Raw genomic sequence first — 20,959 nt, forward strand, 5'->3', positions numbered from 1 at the left:
TCCGGTCATTTCCACTACAATTAACCCGTCAAACCTTGAACGCCGCATGCGATTATTCGCATGCGGCGTTTTTTTGTTGTGCTGGCTATTGCGATGCAACTGGTTTAAGATAAGGAATATTTAATGGCGTGAACCGTATTGGGAGGATGAGAGGATGTACCGGTTGTTGATTACCGACGATGAGGCGATCATCGTGGACGGGCTTTATGAAATGTTCAGCGAGTATGCCGAAGCCATGGAATTGGAATTATATCGTGCCTATTCCGGCGATGAGGCGATCAAGCGGCTCCATACGACGCAGATCGATATCCTGCTCACGGATATTCATATGCCCGGCATATCCGGGCTTGAAGTGCTGAGACAGGCCAAATCGATATGGGCGCATTGCAAGGTGATTATGCTGACAGGATACAACGAGTTCAAATATATCCAGGAAGCCGTTCGTTCGGGCAGCATCGAATATGTCCTCAAGACCGAGGGCGATGCCAAGATCGTGCAAGCCGTGGAGAAGGCGTGCCTGGCGCTGAAGGAAGAGTGGCAGTTCAACGAATTGATCGTGAAGGCGAAGGACAGCATGAGTCTCGCGCTGCCCATGCTGCGCAAAGCGTTCTTGACGGAATGGCTGGAAGGCGCGCGGTCTGCGGGGGAGATCCGGGACGAGCAACTGGCGGAAATGCAAATCCCGCTGCGGCAGGGACAGCCGGTGCTGCTCGTCACGGGCAAGGTCGATCATTGGCATGCGGGAATGTCGCTGGCGGACAAGGAATTGCTGCTCTTCGCGATCAACAATATCGCGGAGGAATATTTGCGCGCGCGGCTGCATGTCGTGCAGGTCAAATACGAAAGCGATCAGTGGGTGTGGCTGATGCAATCCCGCGATCCCGCGGACAACGAAAGCATGGAACGTTTCGTATACGGGAGCTTGGAGATGACGCAGAAGCAGTCGGATCAACTGTTGAAGCTGGGCGTCTCGTTCCTGATCGGTTCGAAGGAGACAGATTGGAACAAGCTCCCCGAAGCCTATTACCGCATGAAATGGCAGATCAGCTATGGGATCGGGATGGGCAGGGAGATGATGCTGCGCGAATTCGGCGCGTCTTCATCGTCCGCCGAACAAGAAGACGACGAGGACGGCCCAAGCAGAAGCCAGTATTTCGGACCGGATCTCAAAAAACTGGAGTCTTATCTCGAGAGCGGATCCGAAGAAGCGTTCCGGCAGCATATGGCTGCGTTCCTGGACCAGCTTCCGGATTGGAACGACCGCCATACATTCACGGTACAGGAGATATTGCTGGCCTTGTCCTCCATGTTCATGACCTGCATGAACCGTTCGGGATTGACGCATGCCATCGGACGCCGGATCGATCTTGGCAAATGCGTGGAATTGAAATCGTTTGCGAACTGGAAGGGCGTGGCGGATTACTTCCTGCAGATCGCCGAGCATTATTTCCTGCTGCGCAACCAATCCGAATTCTCGCCGTACCGGGATGTCATCCAGACGATCGAAACCTACGTCCATGCGCATATTGCCGAGGATTTATCGCTGACCCGGATGGCGGAGATCGTATATTTGAACCCGTACTATTTGTCCCGCCTGTACAAGAAGCTGTCCGGCATTACGCTTACGGACTACGTCATCCATGTCCGCATGGAGAAGGCGAAGGAGCTGCTGCGGGGGACGAATTTGAAAGTGAACGAAATCGCGCAGGAAATCGGCTTTGAATCGCCTGCGTATTTCACGCGATTCTTCAAACGGGTCGCGAAAATGACGCCAATCGAATACCGGGAGCGATAAGCATGTTGAACGGAGGGGCGCCATTGAAACAGGAGCGGCGGTTGAAGCTGTCCATTTATACGAAAATCGTATTTGTCTTTTTGCTTGTCATCGTTCCGGTCTGCACGATGAGTCTCGTCATGAACCAGAAGGGGATGAAGAGCGTCAAGGGCGAGCTGTCCAAGCAGCTGGAGTTCGGCGTTCAAAATTTCATGGAGACGTTCACGGGCGAGCTGGCTTCGATGAGCAAGCATCAGCAGGAGTTTATTTCGGACAAGGATTTGATGAGCATCAGCTTCGGAGGCACGCTCATCAAGCCTTATGAGATGTCGCAGCGCATGCTGTATATCGAGGAGAAGCTGGGGATGATACAAGACTCCAGCACGCTGATCCGAAATGTGAGCGCATACATCCCGATCCTTGACCGCGATATCTCGACGCTCGGCAAAGTATCGACCTTGCCCGCCGAGGAATACGACATGGTCATGAAAGCGGCAAGAAGCAGCCCGTCCAAGCTCGTGGAGTGGCAGGGAAGATTGTTAATCGTGCTGCCGTATCCTTCGCTTGCCCTCTATGACTTAGACCCCTCGTATGCGCTGAGCATCGAGGTCGGCGTGGATACGCTGAAGCAGGAGCTGGCGCAATTTACGAAATACGGCAATAGCGGCTATGTATTATGGAACGACGAACAGCGCTGGTCCGTGACGAACGAGCAGGACGATCGGCTGGTTGATGCGATTCAAGCTTCCTTGCGCGCGAAGCATAGCGATCAGACGCTTTCGGGGGTATACCCTTACCGATATAACAAGACCGATTACATCGTTGTCCACCAGTATGTCCCGGGTTCGGACATAACGCTGGCCGTCTACGTTCCGGAAGAAGAGGTGCTTGGCCAGCTGTCCGTGTACGGAAACTGGTTCTGGATCATCTCGATTCTCTCGGTATTCGTCATTCTCTTCTTCTCCGCTTGGATCTATCGTCAGATCCATCGCCCGATGAGCCAGCTCGTACGTTCGCTTCGCAAGGTCGAGAACGGCGTGCTGGAGAAAATGCCGGTCACCCGCAGAGCCGATGAGTTCTCTTATCTGTACACCCAGTTCAACTCCATGGTAGACCAGCTGAACGTGTTGATTCATCAGGTGTACGAACAGCGGATCCGCTCGCAAAGCTCGGAGTTGAAGCAGCTGCAGTCGCAGATAAATCCCCATTTTCTGTACAATACGTATTTCACGCTGTACCGGCTTGCCAAGATTCATGATATCGACAAGGTCATATTGTTCTGCGAGTATTTGGGCAACTATTTTCAGTACATTACCCGTACCGGCGCCGAATCGGTGTCCATCGAGATGGAGCTTCAGCATTCCAGAGCCTATACGGATATTCAGGGGATCCGATTCTCGGAACGGATTGCGGTTTCGTTCACCGAGCTTCCGGCTGAAATGGCCGAACTGAAAGTGCCGCAATTGTTCCTTCAGCCGATTCTCGAAAACGCGTATAATCACGGCCTCGAAAATATGTTGAGCGCAGGCAAGATCAACGTCACGTTGAAGTCGACGGAGCTCTTCCACCAGATCATCGTGGAGGATAACGGCCAAGAGCTGTCGGACGAGGTAATCGAAGAGCTGCGGGACAAGCTGCGTTATCGGGGCGATGCGCTGGAGACGACCGGACTGATCAACGTCCATCGGCGCATCCAGTTGTTTTACGGGAACGGAAGCGGGATCGAACTGAGGCGCAGCGAGCTTGGCGGACTTCAGGTCACGGTCCATATTAGCCGCAGCGCCGGCTAGCCGGTTCGACACGAAAAGACAAGAAGTCATCAGAAGTCAACGAATGTGCAATTGTGAATCTATTTCTTGGCGGCCCTGTTCCCCATAATAAGAGATGTGCAAGAGCAATTCATTCGACAGGGGGAAAACGTGTTGACTAGAACAAAGAAAACAGGATCAGTGCTTCTGACTGCCCTGGTTGGCATGATGGTGATTACATCTGCTTGCTCAGACAAGAACAACAATCAAGGAAATGCGGCCGAACAGACGCCGGCAGCGGGAAATAATGCGGCAGCGGCGAATGCCGATGCTCCGCCGGCAGATCCGATGGCCAAGTATGATCCGCCGATCGAACTGACGACGGTGGCATTCGAAGGCGAGAAGCCGGAATATCCGGCAGGCGACAGCATCGATAACAACATATGGTCGAGAGCGTATGCGAGCGACCTCGGCATCAACGTCAAAAACCTGTGGGTAGCGGCGAACACGCCAGAGGTACGCGACCAGAAGATGAGCGTGACGATCGCTTCCGGCAACTTGCCGGATGTCATGCACGTGACGGCGCGCGAGATGCAGATGTTGATCGAATCCGGTCAAGTCGAGGATTTGACGGACGTGTACGATCAATACGCCTCCGAGGGCGTGAAGAACATCATGAATTACAATGGCGGCATTATCTTGGATGCTGCATCGTACAAAGGCAAACTGATGGCGCTTCCGGATACGACGCAAGGCGGCGGCACCGACGGCGCGCCGATGATCTGGGTGCGGACGGATTGGTTGGACAAGCTGAAGCTGTCCCCGCCGAAGACGATGGACGATGTTTTGAAAATCGCCACCGCGTTCACGAACGACGATCCGGACGGCAACGGCAAGAAAGATACGTTCGGCATGGCGCTGGACAAAAATATTTATGACGGCTTCGCCGGCGTGCAAGGATTCTTCAGCGCGTATCATGCTTATCCGTTCAATGTGAATGTTAGCATGTGGCAGAAGGACGAAGCGACCGGCAAGCTGGTGTACAGCGGAATTCAGCCGCAAGTCAAGAATGGCTTGATCGCCTTGAACCAAATGTTCAAGCAAGGCTTGATCGATCCGGAATTCCCGGTCAAGGACGGCAACAAGGTCGCAGAGACGGTAACTTCAGGCAAAGTCGGTCTGATGTTCGGTCAGTTCTGGAACGCCTCTTGGCCGCTTAACGACTTGAAGAAGGCGGATAACAAGTCAGAATGGATGCCGTATCCATTGGTATCCGCGGATGATCAGCCGGCCAAATCATACGTTGAAACGCCGGTGCCAAGCATGTATTACGTCGTCAAGAAGGGCTACGACCATAAAGAAGCCGTCGTGAAAATGCTGAACTACTACTACGATAAAATTTACGGCGAGCATGCGGAGTCCGATAAATTCCATACCATCACGGAGAACGGCAAGAAAATTCAAGTGTTCGGTTCGGCAACGATTCAAACGTTCACGATGGATACGAACGTGAATGCGCACGAGCTCGTGACGGAAGCGCTGAAAACCGGCGATACGTCCAAGCTGAACGACGAATTCCTTGGCTACTACACGCAAATGAAGGAAGCGACGGCAGGAACGAATCTGACCGGCTGGTACTTGAATCCGATCTTCGGCGAGAACGGCGCTTACGAAGTACTGAAGAACTACAACGCCAACAATCTTATCCTGTCCAACGAGTTCTATGGATCGCCGACGCCTACGATGATCGAGAAAGGCGCGTTCCTGAAACAGCAGGAAATCGAAGCCTTCACGAAGATCATCATGGGCGCGGCGCCCGCGGATGATTTCGATAAGTTCGTCGAGAACTGGAAGCAGCTCGGCGGCGACAAAATCACGGAAGAAGTCAACGAATGGTATGCCGCCAAAAGCAAATAGTCTTCAAGGGGAGGGACTCCCTCCCCTTTTTATTTTCAATGAAGGGAAGGAGTCCGAAACGCCATGTTGAAGTTGATGAAGAAAGAGCTGCCGCTCCATCTCATGGTTTGGCCAGCGCTGGTCATCGTGCTTATTTACAGCTACGGGCCGATGCTTGGCATCGTCATTGCGTTCCAGAAATACGTGCCGGCCATGGGGTTCTTCAAGTCCAAATGGGTAGGCTGGGATAATTTCGACTATTTGCTGCACTTGCCGAACATCTGGCAGGTCGTCGGCAATACCGTCTATATTTCCGCGATGAAAATCATTGCCGGCCTGATCGTGCCGATCGCCGTGGCGCTGCTGCTCAACGAGGTTCGCATCCATGCCTTCAAACGGTCCGTTCAAACGCTTGTCTATCTTCCTCACTTCCTGTCTTGGGTTATTCTTGGCGGCATCGTCGTCGATCTGTTATCGCCATCCACGGGGCTTGTCAATCAATTGATCTCTTGGTTCGGCGGCAAGCCGATCTTCTTCGTCTCCAACAATCACTGGTTCCCGTTCATTCTGGTCTCGACGGACATTTGGAAGGAATTCGGTTTCAGCACGATCGTATATCTCGCCGCGCTAACGTCGATCAACCCTGCCTTGTACGAGGCCTCGGTGATGGATGGAGCGAACCGTATGCGCCAAACGTGGCATATCACGCTTCCGGGCTTGCTGCCCGTTATCATTTTGATGGCTACGCTCAGCCTGGGGAACGTGCTCAACGCGGGATTCGACCAGGTGTTCAACCTGTACAGCCCGGTCGTCTACCAATCCGGCGACATTCTCGATACGCTCGTGTATCGCCTTGGCCTGATCGATTATCAATATAGCGTCGCAACCGCCGTCGGTCTGTTAAAGTCAGTCGTTTCGCTCATATTCATGGCAGGTTCCTATGTCTTGGCCTACCGCTTCGCCAATTACCGCATATTCTAGCCGCCTGGGAGGGGTACAGCATGGTTCGTTATAAAAGTTCAAGCCGCCGGCTGTTCGAAATCGGCAATTATGCGGTTCTCGTGCTCGTTTCGGTGCTTTGCTTTTTCCCGATCGTTCATATTCTCGCCGTTTCGTTCAGCTCCAGCAGCGCGGCTACGGCCGGACAGGTCGGACTTTGGCCGGTAGGCTTCAACATGAAGTCCTACTCCTTCGTTATTAGCCAACCGGCGTTTCTGAAGTCGCTAGGGGTCACGCTGCAGCGTCTATTGCTCGGCGTTCCGATCAATATGCTCTTGGGCGTGCTGGCCGCCTATTCCTTGTCCAAGGAAACGAAAGATTTCCGTTTTCGGACGGTTTACGTGTGGCTGTTCGTGCTCACGATGCTGTTCGGCGGCGGTCTTATACCGACCTATATGATCGTCATGAAGACCGGCCTGCTCGATTCGATCTGGGGGCTCGTCATTCCAAGCGCGGTCAACGTGTTCAACGTCGTGCTGATCCTCAACTTCTTCCGCGGCCTGCCGAAGGAACTGCTGGAAGCTTCCTTCATGGATGGCGCGAACCATTGGAAAACCTTGATGCGGATCGTGGTGCCGGTGTCGCTGCCGGTACTCGCCACGGTGACGCTGTTCACGGTCGTGTTCCATTGGAATGAATGGTTTTCCGGATTGATCTATATGAATTCCCCTCAGAAATACCCGCTGCAAAGCTACATGCAGACGGTTATCGTCAACAAAGATTTCACGCGGCTGTCCGTGGCGAATCTGACGCTGCTCGCCGAAGTGTCGGACCGCACGGTGAAGGCCGCGCAAATTTTCCTGGGCACGCTGCCGATCCTGCTCGTCTATCCTTTTATTCAGCGTTACTTCATGGGCGGCATCGTCATGGGAAGCGTCAAAGAATAACGTTAGCATTCATTCCTTCAATTAAGGAGATGGGACGATGAACGTAGGAATCGCTTATTATCCGGAGCATTGCGAGCCGCGGCAATGGGCCGTCGATTATCGGCTGCTGGCGGATGCGGGGATTACGATGATCCGCATCGCGGAGTTTGCTTGGTCGGCGATGGAGCCTTCCGAGGGACAGTATGATTGGAAATGGCTGGACGATTCCATCGCGCTCGCGGCCGAATACGGAATCGGGGTCGTGCTCTGCACGCCGACGGCTTGCCCGCCGATCTGGCTGACGGAGCGGTATCCGGAGGTGCTGCCGGTTCATAAGAACGGGCAGGCCGTGACCTTCGGCGCCCGCCAGCATCGTTCGTACCATTCTCCGCGTTACTTGGAGTATTCCTACCGCATCGTGGAGAAAATGGCGGAACGGTACGGGTCACACCCCAATGTGCTGGCTTGGCAGCTCGATAACGAGTATGGCGGGGAAGTCAAATACGACTTCGGTCCTTGCGCGAAACAAGCGTTCCATCGTTATTTGGAACACCGGCATGGAACGATCGAGGCATTGAATACGAGCTGGGGGACGATGTTTTGGTCCCAGCGTTATGATCGCTTCGATCAGATTCCGCTGCCGGCGCCGATTCAGTCGGATCTCATGATGTGGCATCATCCGAGCCTGGAGCTCGAATTCGCGCGCTTCTCTTCCAAGGGAATCGTGGATTTCGCTCGCGCGCAAACTCGTATCCTGCGGATGCATACCGGCGATCGCCCGATTACGACCAATGCGTTCATGTTCAGCTGGGGCGACAACGTGAATTGGGCGGAGCTGTTCGCGGAGCTGGACGTTGCCGGCGTCGATATTTACAGCGGCGATGCTTATGAAATTGCCTTCTACTGCGATGCCACGCGCGGCGCGCTTGCGCGGCCGTTCTGGATTATGGAGTTCGGCGCCAGTTCGCCGGAATTGGATCGGAAGCTGGAGCTCGTGAGTCAGCGAGGCTGCAGCCGATTCTTCTTGTTCAAAATGAAGCCGTTCCCTTGGGGCCAGGAACAGGCCAAGGGCCGAGGCGAGCTGGTAACGATTACGGGCGAGCCTGCTCGCAATTACGGTGTGGTACAGCAATATACGAAGCGGCAAGTTCCGAATCGGCACGATACCAGGGCTGCAGGAGCTTCTATTCCTTCTGTTCCTTCTGTTCCTTCTATTCCTTCTACGACTCCTTCTGTCTCGGGAGATACCGGCCATGCTGCGGCTAAGCTAGCGCTGTATTATCATTTCGACAGCTCATGGTGCTATCAATTATCCGTCGGCGATCGGCTTCACTATCCCGACTACGTCGTCAAAACGGTGTATCGCAGCATGTACGAAGCGCAGGCCGGACTGATCGATGTGCTGTATTCGGCGGATCGAATCGGGGAGCACGAAATCGTTGTCATTCCGCTGCACGCGATTTATGACGCAGCGCTGGAGGAGCGGCTAATTGCTTATGTGCAAGCAGGAGGCAAGCTCGTCGTGACGGCGGATCTCTTCCGCAAAAATCTTCATAATGTATATCTCGCCGAGGTGCCGCGATTATTCCGCGAGCTGTTGGCATGGCAGCCGAACAATTTTATCGTGGACGCCATCGATGCTCGTGAGGATATACTCATTGCGCATGAATACGGAGCAGGCGGAACCTGGGTCGTACCGAGAGATGCATCTCATGAAGAATGGCTGGAAACGATGGCGGCTGTGCTTAAGGCATAGCCGCGTTTTTCTATTTCGAAGCGGAGGGGATCTTGTGCAGCGCGGATCAATGGAATTGAAACAGTGGGGATTTCAGATCGATCAGAATGACAGAGGCGAACAATTGGCGTGGTACAGACCGGACTATGACAAGTCGGGCTGGATGGCGGTTGAAGCGCCGAAGCCATGGGATTTGTATCACGAAGCCTTCCGGGGTTATGAAGGCACCGGTTGGTATGCGGCGCGCTTTACGACGGATGCTGCGGATAGTAATAAATTGCGGCGGGTGAAGTTCGGGAGCGTCAGCGGACATGCGCGCGTGTGGTTGAACGGGCTGTATTTAGGCGAACATATCGGGCCGTATTTGCCGTTTGAATTCAACGCGTCTCCGTATCTTGCCGCAGACGGCGAGAACGAGCTCGTGATTAAAGTGGATAATCGCCATCGCGAGGAATGGCTGCCCGGCGGAAGAGTCGTGGAATGGGTGCAATACGGCGGCCTTCTTCAGCCGGTTGTCGTGGAGACGACCTCGCGGACGTATCTTGCGGGCAGCCGGATTCGAACGGCCGTCTCTTCGACGGGGCAAGCGATCGTGACCGGACATATGGAAATCGCGAACACGGCCGGACAACCGTTCTCAGGCGAGCTCAGAATTCAGTGTTATGGGGCTGATGAACAGTACGATCAACTGCTTGAACAACAGCTTGCGATTCAGTGTTCTGCGGCTGATTCAGGCGCGGTCACATTTCTTCCCTTCGCCTTCGAGATTGACCGGCCGCAGCTGTGGGAGCTGGATGCTCCCTATCTCTACGAGCTTCAACTGACCCTGGAAGAGCACGGGCAAGTCAAGGATCGGCACAAGGAACGTTTCGGTATCCGTACGATCGTCGCGGAAGGGAAAACGATTCTGCTGAACGGCAAGCCGCTGTTGATCAAAGGGGTGAATCGCTATGACGAATATGCGGGCTATGGGCCGAGCGTCCCCCACGATCTCATCCGCGAGGATCTGATTCGGATCAAGCAAATGGGCGCGAACTTGATTCGCGTGCATTACCCGCAGCATCCGGTTCATCTGGACATCATGGACGAGCTCGGACTGCTGCATATCTCCGAGGTTCCGCTGAATTGGTGGCTGTCCGAGTGGGATAACAGGCCTTATATTCCCGAAGTCGTCGACAAAGCCGAGGCCGCGCTCGAGGAAATGATCAGGCGGGACGGCAATCATCCTTGCGTGATCGCGTGGAGCATGTGCAACGAGTCCGGCACGAATACCGAAGTCGGCATCGCCGCGATGCGCAGACTGATCCGCAGGACGAGGGAGCTGGATACGACTCGGCTCGTGACCTTCGCGACAACGGGCTGGGGCGGCCATCTTGCTTTCGACGAAGCCGATCTGGTCTGCGTGAACTTGTATTACGGGGTGTTCTTCCATCGCAAGCTGGCTTATGAGATCGACGAATTCGACGAAGTGGTGCGAATTCCTACGGAAGAGCATTTGCGTCAGACGGCAGTCGACTACCCTGGCAAGGCGATCGTGATGTCCGAATTCGGAACGCATGGCATTCGGGGTCTGAAAGGGAACGAACGATTCTCGGAAACGTACCAGGCCGCTTATTTGGAGAGCGTCTGGCAGGCGATCGTCAATTCGGGCATTCAGGGCGGTATCGTCTGGAGTTGGGCGGATTATTATCATCGACGCGATTTCTACGACTCGGACGGGGGCTTGAAATGGGGCGCTCCGTACGGGCCGTTCGGCTTGGTGACGATCGACCGTCAAACCAAAGAGTCGTATGATGCGATGGCGAGGTTGTTCGGCGGCGAGCTTCCTGACTGAGTGACGGCAAAGCAGCTGGAAAGAAGGCATCAAAGGATAAGGGAAATCCAATAAAGGACATAATTGTCTACTTTAGGGGGGCGTATAATAGGCATTGAATCAAACTCGAACATATGAGGAGGAGATTTGATGATGAAGGCTTTATCGTCGTTTCTGTCTGTTTGCCTAATTGTTGCCTGCTTGGTCATCCTCGCACCTAGTCAAAAGGCTTATGCAGCGGAAACGAAAATTACGGTTAGCGCTTCGATGGTCGTTAATGAAAGCGCTAACGGTAATCCGGCGCTGCTCGTCGACGAGCAGTCCGCGGCCGGCGACCCGGCCAACGGGAGCGGCGGCAGCCCGACCACGCCCTGGTTCGGCGGATGGTCGCCTTCGAATTATCCGCTGTACGCGTACATTGATCTTGGACAGAATTACAATTTATCCAGCGTCTATTTGTACGACAGCTATAGTACGGGCAACTTTAACGTGTCGGCCGGCGGCCCGGGCAGCTGGACGGCATTGTTCACGGATCCCCTTGTCGGATACATGACGTGGAACGCGCATCCGGTATCGGTGACGACGAGGTACGTGCGCGTCAATCTGGTCAGCGGCGGCGATGTGGATGAGATTGTGCTTTACGGAACGCCGGCCGTCGGCAGCGATACGACGGCCCCCGGAGCAACGACGAATTTGTCGGCGGGATCGGCCACTTCTTCGTCCGTGCAGCTGACATGGACGGGAGCGGGCGATGACGGTTCGACGGGAACGCCGGCAAGCTATGACGTGCGTTACGGCACGTCGGCGATTACATCGGCGAACTGGGCAAGCGCGACGCAAGCAACCGGCGAACCGGCTGCTGCCGCGGCTGGAACGAGCCGATCGTTCACCGTGAGCGGGCTTTCGCCAAGCACCACCTACTATTTTGCTTTGAAAACGTCCGACGAGGTGCCGAACGTATCGGCGCTGTCCAACGTGGCGAGCGCAGCGACGACGGCGGCGACCGGGACTTCCGGCAAAATCGCCATCACGCCTTCCATGTACTTGAATGAATCCGGCTACGGAGATCCGTCGGCGCTTACCGACGAACAAACGATTGCCGGCGATCCCAAGAACGGCAGCGGCGGTTCTCCGACGCATGGCTGGGACCTCGGCTTCAACTCGCTGTACCAGCCCGGCAGCGCGGTCATCGATCTCGGCACGAATTATGCGCTCTCCAATTTCTACATCTATGACTCGACCGGCACGGGCAACGTCAAAGTGTCCACCGGGACGCCGTTCAGCTGGAATCTGCAATTCACCGACCCGATGACGACGTATAATGGGTGGAACGCGCATGCGCTTTCGGTGACGACGCGGTACATTCAGATCATCGTCGATCCAGGCGCGTCGCTGCCGGAAATCGTCGCGTACGGCACGGCGCTAGGCACGCCGGCCGCGCCTCCTTCGCCGGTCGCCCAGACGCTGCCGACGATGGATCAATTAATCGGCATTAATGCGTTCATCGATGATCCGCTCGATAAGATGAAGGTAGCGGGATTTGTGCGGGAATATCACAATTGGCAGTGGGATGAAGGCGATCTATGGCCATTCGGTACGATCGCCACGGGTTATCCGGGCTATCCGAACAACCAGAATAAATTCGCTCCGAGCTGGGGCGGCGGAGGCGGCTGGAATTTCGACAGTTATTACGGCGGCTTGAAGGCGGCCGGCATTACGGCATCTCCGGTGCTTACCTGCAGCGCCAGCTGGCTTACGCTCGGCCAATGCGACAAGCCGATCAAGAACGGCTCGGGAAGAGACCCGCTGCTGCCGTCTTCCTATGTCGAGCATGCCGACCATATGTATCAGCTGGCAGCCCGATACGGCAGCACGGCCGTCGCGGACAACAAGCTGAAGCTGGCTTCGGGTCAGCCTCGCAGCACAGGGCTGAACACGGTGAAATATTACGAGGATTGGAACGAGCAGGATGGATGGTGGTCCGGACGGGCGCCGTATTTTAACGCCTACGAATACGCCGCAATGGCGAGTGCCGACTATGACGGCCATCAAGGCACGATGGGCACGACCGTAGGAATCAAGAATGCGGACCCGAATGCCAAAATGGCAATGGGCGGATTGGCGAACCCTACGCTGGATACGATCAAAGCGATCAAGTTCTGGGCGGATTTCAAACGCGGCGGCAGCGTGCCGTTCGATGCCCTCAATATTCACCATTATTCCTCGAACGGCAGCGCGGGCATCAGCCCGGAAGCGGATAACCTGCAGGGCAGGCTGACCGAACTGACGGACTACCGCAACCGTTACATGCAGGGCAAGGAAGTATGGATCTCGGAATTCGGCTATGATACGAATCAAGGCTCTCCCGTTCATGCGCCGAGCATCGGAGCGACTTCCGAGTACGAGACGCAGGCGAACTGGCTGGTGCGTTCCTATCTGGCGGCGGCAGCGGCGGGCGTCGATAAAGCGGCCATGTATATGCTGAGAGACGTTGATGCGAGCGATGCGACGCAATACGCGAGCAGCGGGCTTGTCACCAGCCAGGCCACGGGACAGACGCCTAAAATCTCCTGGTATTACGTCTATACGTTGAAGAACCAGCTGACGGGCATGCGCTACGTGGGCGAGCAAACGTCCGGAAACAGCAATGTGAAAATCTTTAAATTCAAAAGCGCTACGGGCAATAACGGCGCTTACGTCGTCTGGAGCCCGACGGCCAACAACACGACCGTGAGCGGTTATCAATTAAGTCTGGATGGAACGGCCAACGCGTCTTCGCAGGTCACGATGGCGAACGGAGACACCGACGGCGTTGCTTCGAGTCTTTCGATCGCTTCCAATAAAGTGACGGTAAACGTAAGCGAACGTCCGCTCTTCGTGCTCGTCAATCATATTTCCTAACCTCGTCGTCCCTTGGAACGAGAAAGCCGCGGCAGATAGCTGTCGCGGCTTTTTGCTGCTGGTGAGCATGAACGAGCAATATGATATAATGGGAACATAAGTTCGTATAACGTTGAAGGAGTGTTGAAGATGCAGCTTTTTCTCTTGAATGAGGACGGAGAGTCCGTATGGGTGAACATCGAAGAGATTTGCCTGATTGCGCCAACGGCTGAGGGTCCGTCGTTCACCGCCGCGAACGGAGCGGCGTACCGGTTTCCGCATACGATGGAACAGCTCGTACGACATTTTGCCGCCTTTGGCTTCGATCGGCTTGACCGCAATGCCGTCGTTAATTTGGATGCCGTCAAAGGCTATGATCCCGTGCGGCGCAAAGTGTATTTCGACCTGCCTGAGGACGGGGGAGGCGAAGGGCTCTACGCCACGGTTTCGGGCGCGAACGTGGATAAAGTGAAACATATGACGATGCGCGAAAGCATCTGCCAGAGTTCGGTGTATTCCGCTGCTTGATTCCGCATAGGATAGGAGAGCGCATCAAGGCAGGGATATCCGCTTGTTCAAAACGGTAAAATTCGTGCCGCAAACCATAGATTTGCAAATTCCTTAATTTACTTGTCCTTTACATGTCATTAAAGTTGACGTAAGAAGCGAGATTGAGTATGATTTAGGTAGAGAACATCCAAAAAATACCTGGGTTTCATGTAGAATTTTGTTGAAAACTGACACGAAATTGACAACTGATGGTTTTGGAGGCGGTAATCATGTCGATGGCGATGCAATCACAATTCCACTCTTACGATTCACAGTCGTTTTACGATGAAATGTTTGATATGGATCTGGCCGTAAGGTCGCATTACGAAGGGGTCCACCGAACATTCGCCCGCATGAAACCGTCGGAACTGGCTGCGCGGCACGCCGCGATTCAACAGCGGATGCTGGAGGAAGGAATCACCTTTACGCTGTATTCCCAAAATCAGAGCGAGCCGCTGGAACGCACGATCCCTTTTGATTACATTCCCCGCATCATCCCCAGACACGAATGGGACACCGTCGAGCGAGGCATGAAGCAGCGCGTGAAAGCGTTGAATGCGTTTCTTCGCGATATCTACCATGAGCAAGCGATCGTACAAGACGGTATCATCCCGCGGGCGATGATTATCGGTAATAAATATTTCCGTCCCGAGATGGCAGGGCTCCATGTGCCGCAGAACGTCTATATGACGGCGTCGGGCATAGATTTAATTAGAGATGAGGAAGGCCGTTACTTCGTCCTGGAGGACAATCTGCGAACGCCGTCCGGGTTTTCCTACTTATATAAAGGGAGAAGCTTGATGAGCGAGCTGTTCTCCGAACTTTACCTGTCCAGCGCCGTATCGGATATCGAACGCAGCTTGAATGTTTTCCTTCGCTCGCTGCGCAGTCTGGCTCCTTCCGGGAAACGCAATCCGCTCATCGTATTGTTGACGCCTGGCGCCTACAACTCCGCGTATTTCGAGCATGCTTTTCTTGCCCAGCAAATGGGTATCCATCTTGTAGAAGGACGAGATCTCGTCTATAAGGATCATAAAATTTATTTGCGAGAATTGAGCGGATTGCGTCAAGTCGATGTGATTTACCGGCGTTTGGACGACGATTATTTGGATCCGCTGGCGTTCCAGGGGGATTCGCTGCTCGGCGTACCGGGGCTGATGAATGCTTATCGGGCGGGCAATATCGCGATTGCCAATGCGCCCGGAACCGGCGTCGCCGACGATAAAGCAATTTATGCGTACGTGCCGGAAATGATTCGTTATTATTTGAACGAAGAGCCGATCTTGCATAATGTTCCGACCTATATACTCTCGCGCAAGGAAGACAGGGAATATGCGTTAGCGCATTTGGACCAGCTGGTCGTCAAGGAAACATCCCTCTCCGGAGGCTACGGCATGCTTATCGGTCCGGCGGCGACGCAGAAGGAAATCCACGCCTTCGCGGATGCGATCCAGCGCGATCCGGGCCGCTATATCGCGCAAACGACGATGAAGTTGTCACGGGCGCCGGTTATGCTTGGCGGTGCCATGCAGCCGCGGCATATCGATTTGCGCGTATTCGTCCTGATGGGCGATTCGCAGATGCATGTCATTCCGGGCGGATTGACCCGCGTCGCGCTTCAGGAAGGCTCGCTCGTCGTCAATTCTTCGCAGGGCGGCGGCGTTAAGGATACATGGGTGCTCAGTCGTTAAGGAAGATGAACGGAGGGATGAACGATGCTGAACCGTAATGCGGAAGCTTTGTTTTGGATCGGCCGGTATATGGAGCGCGCGGAGAACCACGCGCGGCTGATCGATGTACACTTTCACCTGCTGGCGGAGGATACGATCGCGTTTCCGCGCAGCGACGAAGACAACATGCCTCGGGCTTTATGCAAATGGGGAAGGATCGTCGATGCGCTGGGCAGCCGTGACGCCTATGAACAGCAGTACGGCGATTATATCGAACAGGATGTCGTTCATTACATCACGCTGGATCGCGACAATGCCAATTCGCTCGTGACCTGTGTCAATCATGCCCGCGATAACGTCCGGACGCTGCGGGAGAAGCTGCCGAGCGAGCTGTGGGACGTGACGAATGGCTTTTATTTGTGGCTGCGGGAGAAGCAGGCCGGCGACTTGACCAAGGAATCTCCGCATCAGTTTTTCGGACGGATCAAGGAATGGACGGCGATGTTTCACGGTGTCACGCAGTCCATCATGCCGCGCGAGAACGAATGGCATTTCATCGAATGCGGCCGTTTCCTGGAACGAACCGAGAACACGCTGCGGATTATTCAGTCTGCCGTAACCGCGAAGTCGTCGGCTGCGCCGGAGACGGAGGATTTCTACGGTTTGTACCCGTATCTGCAGGCGGTACTGCGCTCCGTCAGCGGCTATCAGGCTTTCCGCCGATATTACGCGGACGGGGTTTCGGCGGAGGCCATTATCGAGTTCCTGGTGCTGAACGAGGTGTTCCCGCGTTCCGTTCATTTCTCGCTGCATGCCTTGGATGAGCATCTGCGGGGCATTCAGCTTCAGGAGAAGCAGCTGCGCTCCGCGCATGACCGGATCATTCGCCAAGTCGTGAAGCTGAAGGCAGAGCTTGCCTGCTTGGAGCGGGAAGACCTGCAGCTGGATCAAGAAGGCATCGTTACCGGACGTCTGCTCTCCGCGGCAGGTCAGCTTGGGGGCTCGTTTGCCCAAACCTTTTTTCGCTTCGGGGAGGTCAGCGCATGAAGCTGCATATTTCGCATACGACGCAATACGCCTACGAGACTGCGGTATCGGACAGTGTCAATGAGCTTCGTCTGACGCCTTTCACGAATGAACAGCAGTCGTGTTACCAGCACTCCATCGCGGTGGAGCCCAATGCGTCCTTGTTCAGCTATGACGATTATTTCGGCAATAAGGTGCATGTGTTCTCGGTCAATCATCTGCATCGGAAGCTGACGATCCGCTCCCAGATGACGGTTGTCACGCGGGAGGCGCTCAGACCTCCGAGAGGGAAAGACGCGGCGCCGCCGAAGGAAGCATGGGATTGGCTGACAAGCGAGAAGGCGTCCAACCGGTTCGCGGAGTACTTGCTGCCGACCGATTACACGGGCATTACGCCCGAACTGGCGGCGTTCGCCGAGGCGACGATTCAGAACGAAGCCGGCGAGGAACATCTCGGCGTATACAGCTGGCTGCTCGCGTTGTCGAACAAGATTCGCAGCGAGTTCGTCTACGATACGGCGGCGACGAACGTACACACGATCGCGAGCGATATGCTGCATCGGCGGCGAGGGGTATGTCAGGATTTCGCGCATCTGATGATCGCATCCTGCCGGTCGAAGGGCGTACCGGCGCGTTACGTGAGCGGCTATCATTTTGTCGGCGATCTGCAAGGCGGCAGCGCGGACTTCGAACAAGCCTCGCATGCGTGGGTGGAGGCTTACGTGCCGAGCATGGGCTGGTGCGGCTTCGATCCGACGAACGACGCGTTGGTTGGCGAGCGTTACGTTAAATTGGGCCATGGCAGGGATTATAAAGATATCGTGCCCGTTAAAGGCGTTTATATGGGGACTGGCGATGCCGATCTGGAAGTAACGGTGGATGTGAGACGGGTCGATTGAATGGCATGGATTTGACCGAGAATCGTCCAAGCCCGGGACTCGAGAGAGGATGGACGGCCGCAACGGTGCATGAGGCGCCGGAGCGGGCGTCTTTGTTTTGCGTTCCGCGAACGCCGCAAAACCCGCCTAAGCTCAGCGTCTCAGGCGGGCGACGTTATGCATACACCTTTTAAATGAATTTCCGGCTCGTCTTCTTCCCGTCGCAGCTGAACACGATCCGTTTGTCCTCGACGATCGTTTCCAAATGCACGGTCTTGCCCCAAAGCTGAACGACGTGGGGGAGCGTTTTCTCCACGTATTTCAAATCCAGCTCCACGCCTTCGTATTTGTGGAAGAGGAACAGTTCCCCGACGCGGTTGAAGTCGCCATCGGCGACGACGAGGGTGGGGAAGCCGCCGTTTACGCGCGAGACGACCAGCTGATCGCGGACCGATTCCCACGCTTTCTCGGTAATTTTCCATTCGGCGCCTTTCTTCTCGAAGACGTACAGGTCCAGGTCGGCGACGAGCTTCTTCGTTAAGTAATTGCGCAGGAACGAGATATCGGAATCGAACTCCCGCACTTCGAACATCTTATCGCGGCCGAGTCCGGGCTTGCGGCCGAATCGGTCCTGCTCTTCCTTGGTCGGATTGTCCCAGCGCTTCTCGATATCCTCGAAGATTTTCAGCCCCAGGTAGTACGGATTGAGCGAATTTCGGGATGGCTGTACGACGGATGAATTCAGGTGGGCGAATTCGATCGTTTCTTCGCTCGTGAGATCCAGCTCCCGAATGATACGCTGATGCCAGTAGGAAGCCCAGCCTTCGTTCATGATTTTCGTCTCGATCTGCGGCCAGAAGTAGAGCATTTCGTCCCGCAGCATGGACATGATATCGCGCTGCCAATCCTGGAGATTAGGGGAATATTCCTCAATGAACCAAATGAGGTCCTTTTCCGGCTTCGGCGGGAACTTCTTGGTATCCGCGTTCGCTTTCGCGGAGGCGGCCTCCGCTTCCTGGCGCACTTGCTCGTCGAGGCCCCACAGGTCATCGTATTGCGACTGTTTAGGCGGTTTCGCGGTTTGGTTTTGTTGATTCAGCAGCTCGATGTAGTGGGCTTTGTCCAGCTTATACGGCCGAATGAGCGTCGAATCGACATGCTCCTGAATGGCAAGCACGGCGTCGATGAATTTCTCTACGGCATCGGTTCCGTGTTCCATCTCGTACCGGCTGACGCGTTCTGCCGTGGCGGACATGCTCTCCACCATGTTGCGGTTGGTCATGCTGAAGCGGGAATTATTCTTGAAGAAATCGCAGTGGGCAAGGACATGCGCGACGATCAGCTTGTTCTGGATCAGCGAATTTCCGTCGAGGAGAAAGGCATAGCAAGGGTTCGAATTGATGACGAGCTCATAGATTTTGCTGAGACCGAAATCATACTGCATTTTCATTTTATTGAACGTCTTGCCGAAGCTCCAATGACTGAACCGCGTCGGCATGCCGTAAGCACCGAAGGTATAAATAATATCCGCCGGACAAATCTCGTACCGCATCGGATAGAAATCAAGACCGAATCCTTGTGCGATTTCCGTTATTTCATCTATAGCTCGTTCGAGCGATTTGATCTCGTCCTGCCGCAAGCTCGCTTCCCCCTCGCAATGCGAATTGATTTCCATAGCTATATGTATGGGAAGGGGCGGAACGATATGTCCACGAGGCCTCTTCTAACCGGCTAAAATTGTTTGGTCAGGGCATGAAAGGCTATGGTATAGTTGTGAGGTAAAAAAAACCAATTTGCGGAAAAAGTCATTTTCTTTTTCACTCAGGGAGTCGAAAATCGCAGGTATGTTGAGTGTTTTCATGCACGAATTTCATGAATTGCTATATATATTAGTTGCCTGCCTGATGTTTATGATCGTCACGCCGAAAGCGCTCGCAAGCGAGTTCCGAAGAAAACTGCTCTACATCGTGATACTGATCGTGTTTTCTTCCATTTACTTGGGCTTCGAAACCATCGATGTCCGCGTGTACGCGCTGCACCTGATGCCGATCGGAATCGTGCTCGCCGCCGTGTTCGAAGGCGCGCTCGTGGGTATCGTAACCTGGCTGGCCTTCGTTTGCTGCGGCATCGCGTTCGTCGGCACGGATTGGATGGCCAACGCGTCTAGCAATACGGTACTTTTGCTGCTGGGGCTGTTTTTCCATGACCGCTATTATCGCCGGACCTCGTTCGGCTTCATCTTGGCAGCGGCGCTGTCGATGGTTGCCGTCCACGCGGCCGTGTACCTCTCCGTATCGGCGATTCGCGGTTCCGCGATGGATGCCGGGATGGCAGCCGGTATTCTTGCCGGTACTCTACCGTCGACTGCGGTCGTTCTCTATTCTCACTACCGGGTCAAAAATCAAGGCCGGCTGATGGAGGAACTCTATAACGCGGAGAAATATCAGATGCTCGGACAGCTCGCAGCTTCCATCTCGCATGAGGTTCGCAATCCGCTGACGATGACGAGCGGGTTTCTTCAAATGATGGGGAAGCAGAGCCTGAGCACGGAGACGCTGGAGCGTTACCGCAAACATGCGATCGAAGGCGTCGAGCATGCGACATCGATCATTACCGATTATTTGAATTACGCCAAGCCGGCGGTCGAAGAGGCGAGGCCGATCGACGTGAAGACGGAGATCGAAGCGCTGACGCCATGGATTGCTCCGTTGGCCGATATGTCCAACGTTTTAATCGAGATGAAGCATCACGATGATTGCCCGCTCATCATTCTTGGCGAGCCGAAGAAATTCCAGCAATGCCTGCTGAATCTATTGAAGAACGCGATAGAAGCGATGCCTGGCGGAGGGAAGCTGTCCATCGCGACGAGGGTCGAGCAGCATCAGGTATGCATCGCGATCGCGGATACGGGAGTAGGCATGAGCAAGCTGCAGCTGAAGCGGATCGGAACGCCGTTTTTTACGACCAAGGAGAAGGGGACGGGCCTCGGCTTAATGGTGGTCGTCAGTCTGATCAGCGTGATGGGCGGACAGATTGCGTTCAGCAGCAAGCGAGGACAAGGTACGGTATGCGAGATCAGGTACCGTCTCAGCAATGCGATTAGCCAGCAAGCCAATTAATCCGAT

14 protein-coding genes are annotated in these 20,959 nt (G+C 54.7%); 13 read left to right on the plus strand and 1 reads right to left on the minus strand.

Features of this window, described 5'->3' with window-relative positions; genetic code table 11:
• Positions 1-154 precede the first annotated feature (154 nt).
• The 12 genes from AC0YNU_RS22450 to AC0YNU_RS22505 all read left to right on the plus strand — a co-directional run bounded on the left by AC0YNU_RS22450 (position 155) and on the right by AC0YNU_RS22505 (position 17,855).
• The gene (locus tag AC0YNU_RS22450) at positions 155-1,795 is read left to right on the plus strand and encodes a response regulator transcription factor (protein ID WP_475760804.1); all 1,641 of its coding nucleotides are present in this window, start codon (positions 155-157) and stop codon (positions 1,793-1,795) included.
• Positions 1,796-1,797: 2 nt separating this feature from the next.
• Entirely contained in the window at positions 1,798-3,564 is a 1,767-nt protein-coding gene (locus AC0YNU_RS22455; protein WP_475760806.1) for a sensor histidine kinase, read from the plus strand.
• Between the two features lie 129 nt (positions 3,565-3,693).
• Positions 3,694-5,439, plus strand: coding sequence for an extracellular solute-binding protein (locus AC0YNU_RS22460; RefSeq protein ID WP_475760808.1), 1,746 nt, complete (start codon positions 3,694-3,696; stop codon positions 5,437-5,439).
• Between the two features lie 63 nt (positions 5,440-5,502).
• On the plus strand, positions 5,503-6,399 hold the full coding sequence (locus tag AC0YNU_RS22465) for an ABC transporter permease (protein ID WP_475760810.1): 897 nt from the start codon (positions 5,503-5,505) through the stop codon (positions 6,397-6,399).
• A gap of 20 nt (positions 6,400-6,419) precedes the next feature.
• On the plus strand, positions 6,420-7,304 hold the full coding sequence (locus AC0YNU_RS22470) for a carbohydrate ABC transporter permease (RefSeq protein ID WP_475760812.1): 885 nt from the start codon (positions 6,420-6,422) through the stop codon (positions 7,302-7,304).
• A 37-nt stretch (positions 7,305-7,341) separates the two neighbouring features.
• Entirely contained in the window at positions 7,342-9,039 is a 1,698-nt protein-coding gene (locus AC0YNU_RS22475; protein WP_475760814.1) for a beta-galactosidase, read from the plus strand.
• 34 nt (positions 9,040-9,073) lie between these two features.
• Positions 9,074-10,852, plus strand: a complete 1,779-nt coding sequence (locus tag AC0YNU_RS22480; protein ID WP_475760817.1) for a glycoside hydrolase family 2 protein — start codon at positions 9,074-9,076, stop codon at positions 10,850-10,852.
• 129 nt (positions 10,853-10,981) lie between these two features.
• Positions 10,982-13,732, plus strand: coding sequence for a fibronectin type III domain-containing protein (locus tag AC0YNU_RS22485; protein ID WP_475760819.1), 2,751 nt, complete (start codon positions 10,982-10,984; stop codon positions 13,730-13,732).
• Between the two features lie 129 nt (positions 13,733-13,861).
• Positions 13,862-14,239 carry a LytTR family transcriptional regulator DNA-binding domain-containing protein gene (locus AC0YNU_RS22490; RefSeq protein WP_475760821.1) on the plus strand — a complete coding sequence of 126 codons (378 nt, stop codon included), beginning with the start codon at positions 13,862-13,864 and terminating at the stop codon, positions 14,237-14,239.
• Positions 14,240-14,490: 251 nt separating this feature from the next.
• A complete protein-coding gene (locus AC0YNU_RS22495) occupies positions 14,491-15,951 on the plus strand; it encodes a circularly permuted type 2 ATP-grasp protein (RefSeq protein WP_475760823.1) in 1,461 nt (486 codons plus the stop codon).
• A 24-nt stretch (positions 15,952-15,975) separates the two neighbouring features.
• Positions 15,976-16,977: an alpha-E domain-containing protein gene (locus AC0YNU_RS22500; RefSeq protein ID WP_475760825.1), complete on the plus strand. Its 1,002-nt coding sequence runs from the start codon at positions 15,976-15,978 to the stop codon at positions 16,975-16,977.
• Positions 16,974-17,855, plus strand: a complete 882-nt coding sequence (locus AC0YNU_RS22505) for a transglutaminase family protein (RefSeq protein ID WP_475760827.1) — start codon at positions 16,974-16,976, stop codon at positions 17,853-17,855. The genes AC0YNU_RS22500 and AC0YNU_RS22505 overlap by 4 nt, the downstream gene beginning before the upstream one ends.
• A 169-nt stretch (positions 17,856-18,024) precedes the next feature.
• On the opposite strand, the gene AC0YNU_RS22510 is transcribed toward AC0YNU_RS22505, so the two are convergent.
• Positions 18,025-19,473: a SpoVR family protein gene (locus AC0YNU_RS22510; RefSeq protein ID WP_475760829.1), complete on the minus strand. Its 1,449-nt coding sequence runs from the start codon at positions 19,471-19,473 to the stop codon at positions 18,025-18,027.
• A gap of 220 nt (positions 19,474-19,693) precedes the next feature.
• On the opposite strand from AC0YNU_RS22510, the gene AC0YNU_RS22515 reads away from it, so the two are divergent.
• Positions 19,694-20,953 carry an ATP-binding protein gene (locus AC0YNU_RS22515; RefSeq protein ID WP_475760831.1) on the plus strand — a complete coding sequence of 420 codons (1,260 nt, stop codon included), beginning with the start codon at positions 19,694-19,696 and terminating at the stop codon, positions 20,951-20,953.
• The last annotated feature ends 6 nt before the right edge of the window (positions 20,954-20,959 follow it).

This window comes from Paenibacillus sp. J31P316 (genome assembly GCF_056269105.1).